A 14,448-nucleotide genomic window follows, 5' to 3' on the forward strand; every position below is an offset into this window, starting at 1 on the left:
TCAAAATTTCAGTGGTGGGTCTATGATAGTTGACCTTTCCCTTTCCCTCAATGAGGAGACGCCAGTTTATCCCGGCGACCCGGAGATAAAGGTTCGTCCGTGGGCTTTCATAGATACTGACGGCTACTACATGAACGTCATAAAGATGGGAGAGCACTCAGGAACGCATGTGGATGCCCCAGCCCACTTTGTTCCCGGCGGAAAGACCGTGGATGAGCTTCCACTCGATAAGTTCATCGGCAAAGCTTTTGTCATCGATGTACGTGGTGGGGAGGGCCCTGTCAGGCTTGAAGAAATCCCCGACTCTGGCTATTACGGCAAGATAGTCCTGTTCCTCACCGGCGGCAGGGAGCTTTCCCCGGAGGTTGCCCTCTTCCTCGTTGCCGAGGGAGTTAAGGCCGTTGGAACCGACCACATGACGATAGGGGACGAGACGACCCATACAATCTTTCTCTCAGAGGAAATTCCAATCTTCGAGAACTTGGCAAACCTTGAAGAAGTCCTTGGAAGGGAGTTCACGTTCATAGCGTTCCCGCTGAAGATAGAAGGTGGCTCAGGAAGTCCAGTCAGGGCCGTTGCCATTCTCGGTTGATTTAGAGGCATACTTCCTCCGAGCTTTCTTCTCCCTCAGGTATGGATAGCGCATTATGTTGCCGCAGTTCAGACACGTTATAACGACGTGGGGATAGGGCTTGTCCCTGAGTCTAACCCTCGCGTTCACACCCGGGACGAGGAAGGAGTGGCATTTCTTGCAGTAGCGCCTTTTCCATTTCCTCGGCATCCTTATCTTGGCCTTCTGTTGAACAGAAAGGGCTATTTCCACGTACCTGTTGGCCAGCTCTGGCGAATACGGGAAGACCCTCTCCGCGAGTGTGAAAAGGGTTTCCACCCTCTCGCGGGCTATCCTCTTCTTTTCCCTCTGCTCCTTTCTCCTGATGTCTTTTTTCCCCATGCTACCACCTTATTAGCCTGAGCTTACCCTGGAGAGGTTCGTAAAGGTAGCCCTCGCGGAGGAGGTTATCTACTATCTCCTCGGCCTTACCCTTAGCAATCCCGTACTCTACAAGTGCACTTATGAACTCTTCCCTCGAAACTGTGCCGTCCTTCCTCGTTGCCTCTAGGTCAGCAAAGATTCCGAGTGCCCTGCCGGCGAGCTTATCACTCCCGACGTACCGCTCATATTCCCTCACAAGCCTCAGCTTCTCCCTTTCGGGGAGTTCGTTTACCCAGAGGTCGGTGAGTTCCTGGTAAATCCCGATTAGGTCAGTTATCAGCGGCTTTGAGAGCCGTCCCTCCAGACGGGCCATTGAACCCAACAGCCTCGCTCCCAGACGGTAGCGCAGGTTCGCGTTGAAGACCTTCCCGGAGAGGGTGAGCGCATCGAACAGCTCGCCGTACTCCCGTCTGTTCTTTGCGAGAAAACTCTCAAATTTTCTTCCATAATCCTTAAGCTCCCAGGGGTTTAGGGTACCGAGCCTTTCCCTGGCGAGCATTACGGTAACTATCAGGTTTGGGATCAGCTCCTCAAGCTCCCTGTTTTTTTCATAACTTACTGGCTCTGTCAGGACAAACGGCGTTTCAGCCAACAGCGCTGCTTCATCCTCGGGTCTTATCCCTGCTCTCGGCGTAAGGAAAGTTGCCTCCTTTTTCTCAAAGGTTTTCAGAGCCCACTTCGGGACTGGAACTTCACTTTCTAGCAGGGTCTTGTTGTGGGGGACATAGTAAAGGGGGCCCGCTCTTGATGGCCGCGTGAACCTGAAGTCTATTCCGAGAAGTCCGTCGTCCTTAACTTCTCCCCATCTGTCCCTCCGCAACTGCATCTCCCAAGGAAGAAGAGAGTAGATGTATTTTAGAGCCTCCCACAGGGAAAGCGTGACGTTCTTTGAGCCATCGAGTCCTTTGAACCCTGAAAGTGTGAACCCATCAAGCCAGTTCGTACCCACCACAAAAGGTGCTGTAAGGATGGAATACATAATTGCCCTCTCTAACTCGTAGCTGGCGTAGATAGTATCCGAGACTAAGTTCTCAAGTTCGCTTTTTGACAGCGCCAGCGAACGGTAGTCCTTCCAGTATTCGGAGTAGTCAGCAGGCGATATTCTCCTCGCGTGGAGCAGTCTCAGAGTTCCGAAAGGATAAGCGTCGAGTATTCCCTCAGCCTCTACGTATTCACCAGGTTGTATCCTTGCGTCTATTCTTGTGTCCTCGTTTATCTTGACGACGAGGTAAGCCCTGGGTTCGCGGTAGCTTTTCATCTCGGAGGGAGCGAGTGGAGAGAGCAGGTAGTAAATCCCGTCTCTGGGCGCGTTTGGAGGTTTTCTCAGAATAATGAATCCTCTAACTCTGATATCCTCTCCATTTTTGGTCCTTTGCAGGGTTTTAAGGAAGTCTTTAACCTTTCTTTCAGGGGTTAATGCGGGCTTTCTCTCAAGGTGAATTAGTTTTATGAGCTCCTCCATCGTGACTCGCTTGACCGTAAAGTTTATAAAGTCATCTTTGGAGCAATACTCGGTACGGCGGCCATAGCGGCGGGGCCACACCCGGTCTCGTTTCGACCCCGGAAGTTAAGCCCGCCAGCGTTCCCGGGTGTACTGCCCTCCGAGAGGGGGCGGGAAACCGGGAACGCCGCCGGCCACTAACCTTCTGTCGTAATTATCTACACAAAAGCTATTTAAATTTTGAAACGTTACTGTTTCTGGTCGGTTGTTATGCTCGGCAAATCCAAGGGGGGCAAGGGGGATTGGGATTACATAGTTCAGAATCATCCGGAGATAATTGAGGAACTGAAGAGTTTACACAATTGGGACGAGATTAAGTCGATTATTCCCGAGGCGGAAAACCTAGGAGCTTATCATCTGATATCCCTCCAGGCCATAGCCGCCCTTATCCGGGAGCTTAAAATTCAGAGGGGGCACCTTAGTGAGAGAATAGAGAGGCTGTCCTCTAATCTTGACTACTTCCACAGCACCCAGCGGGAGCAGAATACTTCTTTTGAAAAGCGCCTGAAGGAGCTTGAGGACAGGATTTCCACCCTGGAACAGAGAACCCTCTTTATGGACAGCGTGGAGGCGATAATTCCCCGCATGAACGAGCTTGAGGAGAAGCTTGAGGGGCTTCCTGCTGAGCTCTATAAAAGGCTGGAGGGCGCCTATTCTCAGAAGCTTGATGAGGAAATGAGGAAGATAGTTGCCGAAAAGGTTGAGGAGCTTAAGAAGGAGCTAGAGCAGGAGACGCTCTCGGTGGGTGTTGAACTTGCAAGAACACTCAAAGAGATTCAGGAGCACTACGAACGGCTCGTCCAGGAAAACGTCAAGTTGAAGGGCCTTGCCAGGGAAAATGAAGCCCTGAAAAGAGAGCTGCTCGAAAAGGAGAGGGAGCTTGAGGAACTGAGAAAGAGACTGGCATTGATGGATGAAATGACCATGCGGGTTGAGAAGCTGGGAGAAAAGATTAACGCCTATGAGGTCCAGCTTAGGAAAATGAAGGCAGTTGAAAAGCAGCTGCTTGAGATTACCGGTGCCAGGGATGTTTCTTCTGCCATTGAGATAATCAAGAAGGAATTCATTCCGCGCTCGAAGTTTGAGAAGATTCTGGGAGAGGTAAAGGCGGCAGTGGCGGAGATGGACGTTTTAAAGGAGGAAAACGAGAGACTGCGTAGGGAGAATGAAAAGCTCAAAGATGCCCTTAAGATGCTCCTCCAGGAGAGGACTTCGAGCGAGAACACTGAGCAGGAATCACTCCTTCTCAAGGAGGAGGAGTCTTGAGAGGGCTTCCTCGACTTTGTGCTTTACTAGGTCGCTTGGGTCTTTCATTTCCTTGAGCTTTTCGATGACTATAGCACGAAGCTTCTTGTTTTTCTCCGCCAGCTTCTCAAGGGTCTCGACTGCACTCGCGCGAACAACCTCGTCCTTGTCATTTAGGAGCGCAAAGAGCTTTGGAAGGAACGGAGTCACATACTTAAGCCCGTTATCCCCAAGTGCTGCGATGAAGTTGAGGGCGGCGAGCTTGTCTGCATTGTTCTTTGATGTGAGCAATATTCCTATGTCTTTGAAAACTCCGCTGAGGAGTGATGGGTTTGCCCTCATGATTTCTTCAAGCACGTAAGTCATGTTTATCTTAATCTTTGGATCACCAAGGCGGTAGTTTGCGAAGATTATCGGCACAACTTTTCTGACTTCCTCGGGGTTAATCCTTGCCAGTAAGCCGAATGTTCTTGCTATTTCCTGAGTTAGTGGAACGGCCTCACTCTTCCGAACCATGACCATTAGTTTCGTAACAAGGGCTTCCTGGAGTGAGGGTATTTCCTCCATTATTGCAGAAATAACTCTGAGTGCGTTTTTCTGAACCGTCCAGAGATCATCGTCGAGGAGACTGATTACCTCTTTGAGGAACTCTCTGTCGATGATGGCCCGTGCTATTATCTCCTGTATCTGTTCTCCTGTTGCTAGGACCTCCCTGAGGTCCAGCTCTTTTTCCATCTTCCCACCACGGTAGAGATCGGCAAGGTTTTATATTAATCTTTTCATTACCTTTTCTTGGTGAAAACCATGGGAAAGGTAAAGGGTGTTTCAGCGCTGTTGCTAATCATCGCAATGCTGACTCTCCCTGCCGTTTCAAGCTCGGAAAACCCAGTGCTGTGGAAGGGTTCGGTGTGCAGTGATGTCCAGTATCAGAAGAGCATTGAGGCCGTGGCGATTGCCAACACTACTGTCTACGCTGCCTGCTCCTACCGCCAGGTCGCGAACTCCTCGGGGCTGATAGGGGTGTACTACCTTGGTACGCTCTATGCGTATTCCTTAAACGGCTCAAAGCTGTGGGAGAATGCTTCCGGCTACGTTGTCAAGCTCCATCCAATCGATGGGGGTGTTCTCGCGGGCAGTCTGGGTGGATTGATACTCTTTGACAACTCCAGCAGAATCCTCTCCGTGGCCAACACCATGGGCAAGCTCTACGACTTCACGGTTAAAGATGGCGTCATCTATGCAGCCGGCGGTGACTACTTTATATCCGGCCCGAACTCTTCGGTAACCTACAGGGGCAGTCTCTACGCCGTTAACCTTGGAAAAAATCTAACTTTTATATGGAACGTCTCCGTTGACGACATGCTCTCGAGGGTGAGGGTTGGAAAGGGGGTCATCTATGCCTCCTCGGGGTTCCCATCGGGGTATTCTTTCTCGCACCAGTTTGGGTCGCTCTACGCGTTCTCCCTCGATGGAAGGCCCCTATGGAACATAACCCTCGGCCACTGGGTCAGGGACATGGAGGTGTGGAACGGCAGTGCGCTCCTGGGAACGGGCTTTGACAATTCAAGGGGCGAGATTTATCTGGTGTCCCCCAATGGAGAAGTACTGATGAAGGGGAGTGCCTTCTATGTGGAGGACATCCTCGTGGTTGGGGACACCGCTTATGTCTCGGGGTACAATGGGCAAAACGGCAGTGTGATGTCCTTGAAGCTTCCGTCGGGCCAGGTGATCTGGGAGCAAGAGCTTCCATATAGGGCCAAAGTGATGGCCTACTCAGACGGTCTCCTCCTGGTTGGCGTGGGTAAGTTTGAGCAGAAGACCGAGAACGGTACAACGTACATCTACAGCGTCGGTTCCCTCTATGCTCTTGACCCAGAGAGCGGAGAAGTCGTTGGAAGTGTCTCTAACACCGGCTATGTAAGGAGCATCGCAGTTCTCGGTGACAGAGCTGTTGTTGGGACTGCCAGTTCGGAGTTCTACGTGATTGACGTCAGTGCCCTCAAGGGCAAAAATGGAACGTGTGGGCCGGCGGGTATAGTCCTGCTGGCTGTACTATTTGGGCTTCTGATTAAGAGACTTTGAGAATTTTGCTTTTTTCTTAATCTATTTGTCGAACAACCTGTGTTGGATATCCTGCAACTGATTGGTAATAAAATTCTATGTTGAAGGGTGGCAATGTGACTGGATGTTCTCTTATTAATGGGCGTTAAGGCTAAATAAGGGACATAGTCTATACGAAAAAGTTATATACTTTTCAACCGCTAATAAAACTGTGGCAACATGCTCAGTCAATATCAGCAGGCTACAATCAGCCACAGAATTTCCGGAGGTGACAGGATGAACTCGGTAGTAATCGAACCACAGGTATTGCGCTCCCTTCACCGCAGCGAGCTCAGAAAGAGGATATTGATGTATCTCAATGAGATATACCCATCCGCAACTTACCTGTCCGAGATAGCTCGGGTAATCGGCTCGGACCCCTCCAACGTCCGTGGGGCGCTGGTGGGTCTTGGGAATAGGTACAACAACGAAAGCTCCCTCGTTTACCTGGGTCTTGTCGAGGAGATAAGCAGGAACGGCTTCAAGTACTACCGTCTCACAGAGTACGGCAAGAGGGTCGTGGACTACCTCAGGGAGTACCACCGCTATTATCGGCGCTTCCTGTGAGGTGGAGAGATGCCCACCTCCCTAGTTCGCGCCGTCGATACCAACCTAGACCTTATGACCGAGATGTCCCTATTTTTTATAATCTCCCTTGGGGTAAAGCGCGGTATTTTTTCAGCGCTTTCAAAGCGGCCGTCCCTTTCAAGGTTCATGGACGAAGTTAGGATCCCAAACAGAAGGCTCCTTTCCCGCTTTCTGGCGACCCTCGACAGACTGGGCATGGTCAAAACGACCAACGATCACATTGAGCTGGCGGAATTCTCTCACAACCTTGTCGTTGCGGCAGAACGGTACGGTGCCCTGGTTTCAGACTGGGCATCCGTTCTTGAGGAGATATACAAGATGGCTGACTACGCTTTCATAACCCCCACTCATCCCCAGATCCTTATGGACTTCGATAAGGACGCCGACTTCTGGGACATGAGAATGAGCACCTCATTTTCCAACCTCTATCGTAGGGCTATAGCCGAAGTTGCAGAGATAAAACCTGGCATGTCGGTCCTGGATATCGGCTGTGGGTCGGTTTCTCCCTCTTATTTCGGCAGGCTCGTTGGCTACAACGGCTTTTATCTGGGTTTGGATTACTCTTATGCCCTCCTGGACATAGCCCGGGCCAGAATCGCGGGCGAGGCCCTCCCCGTTGTCCTCAAGGAGATTGATGCTACCATTATACGCCCGGTGAACTCTTACGACGTTGTGATAATGAGCTTTGTCCTTGAGTACATCCAGAACAGGAAAAGGGCCATAAAAAACGCCCTTGAGGGCCTCAGGGAAGGGGGAAAGCTCGTTATCGTTGATCCCTTCCGGGACAGGTTTAAGTACGTCCCAGCGCTGGAGTTTTTTGAGGCTCTTAACAAGGACTTTGTAGGGTTTCCCTCGGTTTCAGAGATAGAGGGGATAGTTTCCAGTTTGAACTTCAAAGTGAGTGTAAGGTCTCCGAGCAGGAGCGTTCTTCTTCTGGAAAAATTATGAGTTCTTATTTTTTTGTTTGTGTACCTACATATGTAGGTACACTCCTACTTACACTACCAACAACAAAAAAGGCCTTTATATAATCCCGTTGTAAAGATTAGTGCAAAGAACCCCTAGGGGGTGCGTGGCTAATGAAGACCAGAACAAGGAAAGGTGCGGTTGGTATTGGAACCCTGATTGTTTTCATAGCCATGGTTCTAGTGGCGGCAGTGGCCGCGGCAGTGCTGATCAACACGAGCGGCTACCTGCAGCAGAAGAGCCAGGCTACTGGAAGAGAGACCACCCAGGAAGTAGCCAGCGGAATAAAGGTCGAGAGAGTCGTCGGTAAGACAGACCTCCCGTATACCAACATTGGATCCGATTCAACGGAGCTTGATTACATAAGGCAGCTCGCCATCTACGTCAGCCCGAACGCCGGAAGCTCGGGAATCGACCTCAGCAACACCAAGGTCATTCTCAGCAACGGTGAGAAGGAGGCCGTTCTCAAGTACGCTGGTGGACCGGATGATGATTACGACGCATTCACCAAGGGCGTCCAGAACGACATTTTTGACCTGTACTTTAAGTATTCATCAGATGGTACCAACTGGAATAATGAGCACAGTGGTCTCGCCGCTTGGAAGAACCTCTACTACACGGGTACCAACCACGACCCGGCCAAGAACTTCGGTATCATCGTCATCCAGGACGCCGACAACAGCCTCACCGAAGACTACCCGACCCTCAACAAGGGCGACCTCGTAGTCCTCACGGTCCTCGTTGGAAGCCTTGAGGAGTACACAGGTAATCCTTCAAATGACGACAATGCTGTCTACGAAACTGGTGGCGCCAAGTACGACTACATTGACGTTAATGGCAATAGCGATACTACTGATACCATACAGGGCGTCTTCGGCGAGGGAATCCCCGCCGGTACCAAGATCACCGGTGAGGTCGTTCCGGAGTTCGGCGCTCCTGGCGTCATCGAGTTCACCACCCCGAGCACCTACACTGAGGCCGTTATGGAGCTCCAGTGATGTCATTTCCTTTCCACATTATTGAGGAGGTGAGAGGCCATGTTTAGGGGACTGAAGAAGAGGGGTGCTGTGGGAATAGGCACCCTGATTGTGTTCATTGCCATGGTTCTAGTGGCCGCGGTAGCGGCTGCAGTGCTGATCAACACCAGCGGCTACCTCCAGCAGAAGGCTTCCAGCACTGGCAGGGAAACCACCCAGGAAGTTGCGAGCGGACTTAAGATTATGAAGGTCATCGGTTACGACCCGGCCGACCCGCCGGCCAGCGGCAAGATAGAGAGGCTCGCCGTTTACGTCAGCCCGAACGCCGGAAGCTCTGGCATCGACATGAAGAAGGTTAGAGTGATACTCAGCAACGGCGACAAGCAGGCGATATACAACTACTACGTTCCGGAGAGCGGAACGTTCGTGAGTGAAACGACAACGACATTGAAGCTGGCATTTGCGACCTCAGAGCCAGACTGGACCAGCGGGGGAACAGGGCTAGACTTCTCTGCTGGTTTGAAGATAGTGTTCGATGCAAGCGGCAGCTTAACTATTGCTGATGGTAATGGTAACTCAGTGAGTATAAACCGATTTACCATTACAACCGATACTAGCAACAACTACTATGGTGATAGCGGCACCAACGATTACAAAGAAACCTTCACCACTGATAGCGCCAGTAACTACTACCTCTACTCCCAGTACGATGCGGTTATAGTCCTCTTCGACCAGAATGGCAACGTCGTCGGAAAGCTCCCGCTCAAGGCAGGTGCCAACACCATAGTCGTTGAGGCATACGACATTGATGCCAGCTCACTCAGCAATATAGACTACCTCGTCATCTACAACAAGGACTTCCCGGACAGCAAGATAACCTGGGGTGTTCCGCAGAACCTTGACAAGGCAGGCACTACGGTTACAGTTGTAGACGTTACGACAAACAACCAGGTGACCCTCGATTCAGATGGTGACTTCTCTTTGGGAGCAATCAACGTTGCGGACTACAACGACCCCAACTCAGGCACGGGAGACGTAATGTTTGAGATAGACTACAGCTTGGGTTCTGAAACTACCCCCAAGCTTGGTGGTGACGACACAGTAACCCTTAAGTTCCTTCAGGACAATAGTGGTACCCCGACACCTGTTTCATTAGACCTTAGTGTAGTTGATGACCAAACATCCAGTGGTACCGACTACTATATCTATACTGGCCATGCTGTATTCTACGCTTCAGAGAACGCTACAATTGTATTAGGAGACACTAAGATTCCGATAAAAGCGGGCCCGAACGTTGTTGATATATACGCTGAGGACAAAGGCAATAGTGCTGATGGAACCGATGTGGACTACATCAAGGTGACCATAAACGGCGTCAGCTTTGAGTGGGGAACACAGGGCCAAGAGAATAACGCCTTTAGTGGAACTGTGGCTCAGATCAAGGACGTTAACATAGACGTCATCGACAGCACGGATGGCCTCTACGGCGCCGCCTTCACGGGCTTCGACAATGTGAACGGTGGAATCTTCGGTGACGCGAACGGTGCGTGGGCTGCCCTCAGGGCCAACACCAACTTCGGTATCATAGCCCTCCAGGACGCTGACGGAAGCCTCAAGGCAACCACCCCGACCCTCACCGAGGGCGACATAGCGGTACTCACCCTTGACGTCAAGGGAATCTTCGGCGGCTTTGCTCCAAGGACCCACATCACCGGCAAAGTCGTCCCAGAGTTCGGTGCTCCAGGCGTCATCGACTTCACCACACCGACCAGCTTCAACAGCAACGTTATCGAGCTTCAGTGAGGGGGTGATGAGAGATGAGGTTCCTTAAGAAGCGTGGTGCGGTTGGTATTGGAACTTTGATAGTGTTCATCGCCATGGTGCTCGTTGCGGCAGTTGCCGCGGCAGTGCTCATCAACACCAGCGGCTACCTCCAGCAGAAGAGCCAGAGCACTGGAAGGCAAACCACCGAGGAGGTAGCCAGCGGAATAAAGGTAACGAGCATCGTTGGCTATGCACCATACGACGATAGCAACAAGGTGTACAAGCCAATAAGCAAGCTTGCCATCTACGTCAGCCCGAACGCCGGAAGTGCCGGCATCGACATGAAGAAGGTCAGGGTAATACTCAGCGACGGCAGTATCGAGGCCGTGTTGAAGTATGACAATTCGGACGCTGACAGTGATGGAACGCTTGACAAAGACGTCTTCGCCGTCGGCATGCCCGACAACGTGTTTGAGGATGACACCGGCACAACGGCCTACGATGGCGATCAGTACATCACCTGGAGCGAACTCAACGACAAGACCTTCGGCATCATAGTCGTCCAGGACAGCGACGGCTCCCTCAAGCCGCTCACCCCGACCCTCAACAAGGGTGACATCGCCATAATCGCCGTCAGGGTTGGCAATTATTACGTTGACAGCAACGGTAACCTCCAGGCATACTCACCCACACCAGATGGCGTCTTCGGCGAAGGCATCAAGCCCAACACCCACATAACCGGCCAGGTCGTTCCGGAGCACGGTGCCCCTGGCGTCATTGACTTCACCACACCGTCAACCTATACCCAGAGCGTCATGGAGCTCCAGTGATTCCAGCGGCTCTTCTTTCTCCCTTTCGTTCTTTAACAACCCTTTGGAGGTGGTGCTATGCGTAGGAGGGGAGCAATAGGCATCGGCACGCTGATCGTCTTCATCGCAATGGTGCTGGTTGCTGCAGTGGCCGCAGGGGTCATCATCGGTACAGCGGGCTACCTTGAGCAGAAGGCTCAGGCCGCTGGCAGGCAGACCACACAGGAGGTAGCCAGCGGAATAAAGGTGCTCAACGTCTACGGCTACACCAACGCCACACCCCCGAGCAACGGCACAATAGAGAGGATGGCTATCTTCATAACTCCCAACGCAGGCAGTGAGGGCATCGACCTGAGCAACGTTAAGATAGTTCTCAGCGACGGAAGGAGGCTGGTCGTTTACAACTACTCGGGTAGCTTCCAGAACGCCGAGAGCGTTAAGGACCTCTTCAACATGACCTACGTTGGCGTGTGGAACAGCACAAATGGAACGGCCAGCTTTGGCATAGCCGTCATCAACGACATAGGCAGCGAGATGCAGGGAACCCACCCGACGCTTGAGTTCGGTGACATGGTCGCGCTATGCGTCTGGACGACGATGTTCGAGTACGAGGATAAGGACGGCATAGGCCCGAGCACCAGGATAACCGGAAAGGTCATCCCCGAGAGGGGCGCCGCCGGTGTGCTCGACTTCACCACGCCGGCCACGTTCAGCTACAACGTGATGGTGCTCCAGTGAGGTGATGTGAGATGAGGAGGGGAGCAATAGGCATTGGAACGCTCATCGTGTTCATTGCCATGGTGCTGGTTGCCGCGGTGGCCGCTGGAGTGCTCATAAGCACCAGCGGCTACCTCCAGCAGAAGGCAATGAGCGCCGGCAGGCAGACCACCCAGGAGGTCGCGAGCGGAATTAAGGTGCTCAACGTCTACGGCTACATCAACGGTTCAACACCCGGCGCCCACAATATAACCAGACTCGTCCTCTACGTCAGCCCGAATGCCGGATCCGGTGGCATTGACCTTGCCCACGTTAAGGTCGTCATAAGCGACGGCAAGAGGATGGCCGTTTATCGTTACTACGACCCCAATGAGGACAAAAACAGTGATATCCAGCCAGCTTACATCCACTACACAGGGGACATCGCTAACGTCTTTGCCTATGAGAAGTGGGAGCCGTACTATAAAGGTAAGTACCCCACCGGGTTTGACCCCAACAATAAGTTCTACATAACGGACAACATCGACATAAGCGCCGTCTGGTGGAACCTCTACAGCGCCTACAACAAGACCAGTAATAATGATAAGGACTACGGTAAACTCCTCTTTGGAATTGCGGTCGTTCAGGACGGTGACGAGAGCCTTGACAGTGAGAACCACCCCAGCCTCAGCTGGGGTGACATAGCGGCCATTATGCTGTGGACGTTCCCGTTTGATGATAACAACAATCCGATCGATGGATTCGGTCTGCCACCGAGCACCAAGGTCACCGGAAAGGTCATACCTGAGAACGGTGCGGGCGGCGTCATAGACTTCACAACACCATCGACGTATACTGACAACATACTGGAACTCCAGTGATGGGGGTGGGCTTATGGCGCTAGATTTCCTTTCATCTTTATTCAAGAAGAAAAAGACGGAAAGCCCCGCCCCCGAGGAAGAGCACATCGACCTGGAGGAACTTGAAGAGGCCGTCGAGAACAGGGAGGAGAACGAACAGCTGAACCAGCTTATGGAGAGGGTCAACGAGATAGAGAACGACCTCCCGAGGATAAAGATAGGCATTGACACCCTCAAGAAGCAGATGCAGGAGCTGAGGGACGAGATAGACAGGCTTGACAAGACCATCAAAGACGTCATGATGCTCTACGAGGTCATAAGCCAGGAGATAAACCCGTTCAAGGAGCAGATGAGCCAGGAAAACCCGCTCTCCAGCGAAATTCAGGACATCAGAAAGGAGCTTGAAGACCTCAAGCTCGAAATAGCACAGATCAAAAACGACATTAAGGTGCTCGCAGGATATGGTGTTGATCTGGACTCGATCATATACGAGGTCCTAGCGGAGGTGTGACGCATGGAGATGGCAAGGCTCGTCACAGAGGCAGACATCAACGCCAAGCTTTCAGAGCTGAAGGGCAAGGTTCCCAGCGTCATAATCAACGAACTCAGGGAGAAGCTCATAGCCAGAAAGGACAACCTCACCTACGAGCAGCTGGAGAAGATAGTCAAGAAGGTGCTGGAAACCTACGGCAACCAGGTGACCAAGTACGAGGAACTCAGCAAGAGAGTTGACGAGCTCGGCAAGAGGCTGACCGACCTCAGCATGCAGCTCACCAGGCTCGTTGAGACCCTTGAAACAGCAAAGTTTGACGTCCACGAAAAGAAGGCTGAGAAGGTCTCTGAAAAGGTAGAGGAAGTCCACGAGAAGATCGGAAAGCTTGAGGAAATCCTTGAGGGTGGAGAAGAGAAGGAAGAAGTTCCGTCTGAGGTTGTTCAGAAGCTCGAAGAGCTCCACAAGAAGATCGAGGAGCTTGAGGAGAAGGTGGAAGCTAAGACCGCTGCCGAGAAGCTTGAAGAAGCCCAAGAAAGGCTCGAAGAGCTCCAGGAGAAAATACGGGCTGGAGAAGAGGTCAGCGAGGAAGAGCTCGCTGAGGCCGAGAGGGCGGTTGCCGAGGCCCAGGAGGAAGTTGCCCGCGCCGAGGAGCAGGAAATCGAAGAGGCACCGATTCCGGCGGAAGAGAGTGAGGAAGTCTCAATTCCTGCGGAGATAGAGGAGGTCCCCACGGAGGAGACCGTTGAAGTCCCCGCAGAGGTTGTTCCTGAAGAAGCTCAGCCTGAGGCTGTAGAAGAAGTTCCCGAGGTTGGTGTCGAGGAGGTAGCCCCCGAAGCGGAGGAAGCACCTTTGGAGGTGCAGCCTGAGGAAGTTGTCCCGGCCGAAGAGGCCGCTCCCGAGATGGAAATGGAAGTTGAAGCCCTCCCGCAGGAGGAAGCCCCCGAAGAGGTTTCGGTTGAAGAGGTTCCCGCTCACGAAGTTGTTGAGGAAGAAAAGAAGGAGGAAGGTGGTGTTGAGATGGCAAGCCAGCTTCAGATTCCCGAGGATATAGCTAGTCTCCTCTTCGAGGAGGAGCCGAGGAAGGCCAGGCTTGAGAAGCTTCCCGAGGACATAGTCTCGACCATGATAGCGCTCAAGTGGCTCGGCTTCCTGATTGACAGGGTCGGAATACAGAACCTTGAGAGGGTGCTGGAGTTCTACTACGAGATAGGCTGGATAAGCGAGGAAGTCCTTAACCAGCTCCTCAACTACGCCAGGGGAACAAGGCCGCACCACAGAGACCCAGAGTGGAAACCAGCCGAGAAGCTAACTGTCCAGGACCACCTCATAAGCCTGCTCTTCATCGAGAGGCTCAGGGGTCTCAAGATAAACAGGGCAGTCCTTGACAAGCTTGAAAGGGAAATCAAGATGCTCGAAAAGACCCTCGATGAGTTCTACGGAATCTGAGGCACAAAA

At 52.2% G+C, this 14,448-nt stretch carries 15 protein-coding genes, 1 rRNA gene and 1 pseudogene; 14 read left to right on the forward strand and 3 right to left on the reverse strand.

What is annotated here, in order from left to right; translation table 11 throughout:
• Positions 1-22 precede the first annotated feature (22 nt).
• Entirely contained in the window at positions 23-592 is a 570-nt protein-coding gene (locus TK_RS00155) for a cyclase family protein (RefSeq protein ID WP_011248985.1), read from the forward strand.
• Here TK_RS00155 and TK_RS00160 read toward each other — a convergent pair.
• Positions 554-952 carry a ribonuclease P protein component 4 gene (locus TK_RS00160; RefSeq protein ID WP_011248986.1) on the reverse strand — a complete coding sequence of 133 codons (399 nt, stop codon included), beginning with the start codon at positions 950-952 and terminating at the stop codon, positions 554-556. The two genes, TK_RS00155 and TK_RS00160, sit on opposite strands and share 39 nt — an antisense overlap.
• A 1-nt stretch (position 953) precedes the next feature.
• Positions 954-2,456: a hypothetical protein gene (locus tag TK_RS00165; protein WP_011248987.1), complete on the reverse strand. Its 1,503-nt coding sequence runs from the start codon at positions 2,454-2,456 to the stop codon at positions 954-956.
• A gap of 53 nt (positions 2,457-2,509) precedes the next feature.
• On the opposite strand from TK_RS00165, the gene rrf reads away from it, so the two are divergent.
• Positions 2,510-2,631 (forward strand): 5S ribosomal RNA (gene rrf, locus TK_RS00170).
• 74 nt (positions 2,632-2,705) lie between these two features.
• The gene (locus tag TK_RS00175; protein ID WP_011248988.1) at positions 2,706-3,761 is read left to right on the forward strand and encodes a hypothetical protein; all 1,056 of its coding nucleotides are present in this window, start codon (positions 2,706-2,708) and stop codon (positions 3,759-3,761) included.
• On the opposite strand, the gene TK_RS00180 is transcribed toward TK_RS00175, so the two are convergent.
• Positions 3,732-4,475, reverse strand: a complete 744-nt coding sequence (locus TK_RS00180; RefSeq protein WP_011248989.1) for a PH0542 domain-containing protein — start codon at positions 4,473-4,475, stop codon at positions 3,732-3,734. The two genes, TK_RS00175 and TK_RS00180, sit on opposite strands and share 30 nt — an antisense overlap.
• A gap of 69 nt (positions 4,476-4,544) precedes the next feature.
• On the opposite strand from TK_RS00180, the gene TK_RS00185 reads away from it, so the two are divergent.
• The 11 genes and pseudogenes from TK_RS00185 (at position 4,545) to TK_RS00230 (ending at position 14,439) form a co-directional block, all read left to right on the forward strand.
• On the forward strand, positions 4,545-5,822 hold the full coding sequence (locus tag TK_RS00185) for a PQQ-binding-like beta-propeller repeat protein (protein WP_011248990.1): 1,278 nt from the start codon (positions 4,545-4,547) through the stop codon (positions 5,820-5,822).
• 255 nt (positions 5,823-6,077) lie between these two features.
• Positions 6,078-6,407: a helix-turn-helix domain-containing protein gene (locus TK_RS00190; protein WP_011248991.1), complete on the forward strand. Its 330-nt coding sequence runs from the start codon at positions 6,078-6,080 to the stop codon at positions 6,405-6,407.
• A 9-nt stretch (positions 6,408-6,416) separates the two neighbouring features.
• Positions 6,417-7,376, forward strand: coding sequence for a class I SAM-dependent methyltransferase (locus tag TK_RS00195; protein WP_011248992.1), 960 nt, complete (start codon positions 6,417-6,419; stop codon positions 7,374-7,376).
• Between the two features lie 131 nt (positions 7,377-7,507).
• A complete protein-coding gene (flaB1, locus tag TK_RS00200) occupies positions 7,508-8,392 on the forward strand; it encodes a flagellin B1 (RefSeq protein ID WP_011248993.1) in 885 nt (294 codons plus the stop codon).
• Between the two features lie 39 nt (positions 8,393-8,431).
• A pseudogene (locus TK_RS11770) lies at positions 8,432-8,773 on the forward strand (archaellin/type IV pilin N-terminal domain-containing protein); the annotation flags it as partial.
• A gap of 177 nt (positions 8,774-8,950) precedes the next feature.
• A complete protein-coding gene (locus TK_RS12335; RefSeq protein WP_394295117.1) occupies positions 8,951-10,174 on the forward strand; it encodes a hypothetical protein in 1,224 nt (407 codons plus the stop codon).
• Positions 10,175-10,188: 14 nt separating this feature from the next.
• Positions 10,189-10,965, forward strand: coding sequence for a flagellin B3 (gene flaB3 / locus TK_RS00210; RefSeq protein ID WP_011248995.1), 777 nt, complete (start codon positions 10,189-10,191; stop codon positions 10,963-10,965).
• A gap of 57 nt (positions 10,966-11,022) precedes the next feature.
• The gene (flaB4, locus tag TK_RS00215; protein WP_011248996.1) at positions 11,023-11,682 is read left to right on the forward strand and encodes a flagellin B4; all 660 of its coding nucleotides are present in this window, start codon (positions 11,023-11,025) and stop codon (positions 11,680-11,682) included.
• A gap of 11 nt (positions 11,683-11,693) precedes the next feature.
• A complete protein-coding gene (flaB5, locus tag TK_RS00220) occupies positions 11,694-12,521 on the forward strand; it encodes a flagellin B5 (protein ID WP_011248997.1) in 828 nt (275 codons plus the stop codon).
• Positions 12,522-12,534: 13 nt separating this feature from the next.
• Positions 12,535-13,011 carry a flagella accessory protein C gene (locus tag TK_RS00225; protein WP_011248998.1) on the forward strand — a complete coding sequence of 159 codons (477 nt, stop codon included), beginning with the start codon at positions 12,535-12,537 and terminating at the stop codon, positions 13,009-13,011.
• A 3-nt stretch (positions 13,012-13,014) separates the two neighbouring features.
• Positions 13,015-14,439: a FlaD/FlaE family flagellar protein gene (locus TK_RS00230; RefSeq protein ID WP_011248999.1), complete on the forward strand. Its 1,425-nt coding sequence runs from the start codon at positions 13,015-13,017 to the stop codon at positions 14,437-14,439.
• Positions 14,440-14,448 lie beyond the last annotated feature (9 nt).

The sequence above is a fragment of the Thermococcus kodakarensis KOD1 genome (assembly GCF_000009965.1).
Lineage (GTDB): Archaea > Methanobacteriota_B > Thermococci > Thermococcales > Thermococcaceae > Thermococcus > Thermococcus kodakarensis.

What these genes read in the sequence shown, in the direction of transcription:
- flaB3 (WP_011248995.1), top strand. Translation starts at nt 10,189, where the DNA reads ATGAGGTTCCTTAAGAAGCGTGGTGCGGTTGGTATTGGAACTTTGATA.
- TK_RS00155 (WP_011248985.1), top strand. Translation starts at nt 23, where the DNA reads ATGATAGTTGACCTTTCCCTTTCCCTCAATGAGGAGACGCCAGTTTAT.
- TK_RS00190 (WP_011248991.1), top strand. Translation starts at nt 6,078, where the DNA reads ATGAACTCGGTAGTAATCGAACCACAGGTATTGCGCTCCCTTCACCGC.
- TK_RS00165 (WP_011248987.1), bottom strand. Translation starts at nt 2,456, where the DNA reads ATGGAGGAGCTCATAAAACTAATTCACCTTGAGAGAAAGCCCGCATTA.
- flaB5 (WP_011248997.1), top strand. Translation starts at nt 11,694, where the DNA reads ATGAGGAGGGGAGCAATAGGCATTGGAACGCTCATCGTGTTCATTGCC.
- flaB4 (WP_011248996.1), top strand. Translation starts at nt 11,023, where the DNA reads ATGCGTAGGAGGGGAGCAATAGGCATCGGCACGCTGATCGTCTTCATC.
- TK_RS00230 (WP_011248999.1), top strand. Translation starts at nt 13,015, where the DNA reads ATGGAGATGGCAAGGCTCGTCACAGAGGCAGACATCAACGCCAAGCTT.
- TK_RS00185 (WP_011248990.1), top strand. Translation starts at nt 4,545, where the DNA reads ATGGGAAAGGTAAAGGGTGTTTCAGCGCTGTTGCTAATCATCGCAATG.
- TK_RS00175 (WP_011248988.1), top strand. Translation starts at nt 2,706, where the DNA reads ATGCTCGGCAAATCCAAGGGGGGCAAGGGGGATTGGGATTACATAGTT.
- TK_RS00160 (WP_011248986.1), bottom strand. Translation starts at nt 952, where the DNA reads ATGGGGAAAAAAGACATCAGGAGAAAGGAGCAGAGGGAAAAGAAGAGG.
- flaB1 (WP_011248993.1), top strand. Translation starts at nt 7,508, where the DNA reads ATGAAGACCAGAACAAGGAAAGGTGCGGTTGGTATTGGAACCCTGATT.
- TK_RS00195 (WP_011248992.1), top strand. Translation starts at nt 6,417, where the DNA reads ATGCCCACCTCCCTAGTTCGCGCCGTCGATACCAACCTAGACCTTATG.
- TK_RS00180 (WP_011248989.1), bottom strand. Translation starts at nt 4,475, where the DNA reads ATGGAAAAAGAGCTGGACCTCAGGGAGGTCCTAGCAACAGGAGAACAG.
- TK_RS00225 (WP_011248998.1), top strand. Translation starts at nt 12,535, where the DNA reads ATGGCGCTAGATTTCCTTTCATCTTTATTCAAGAAGAAAAAGACGGAA.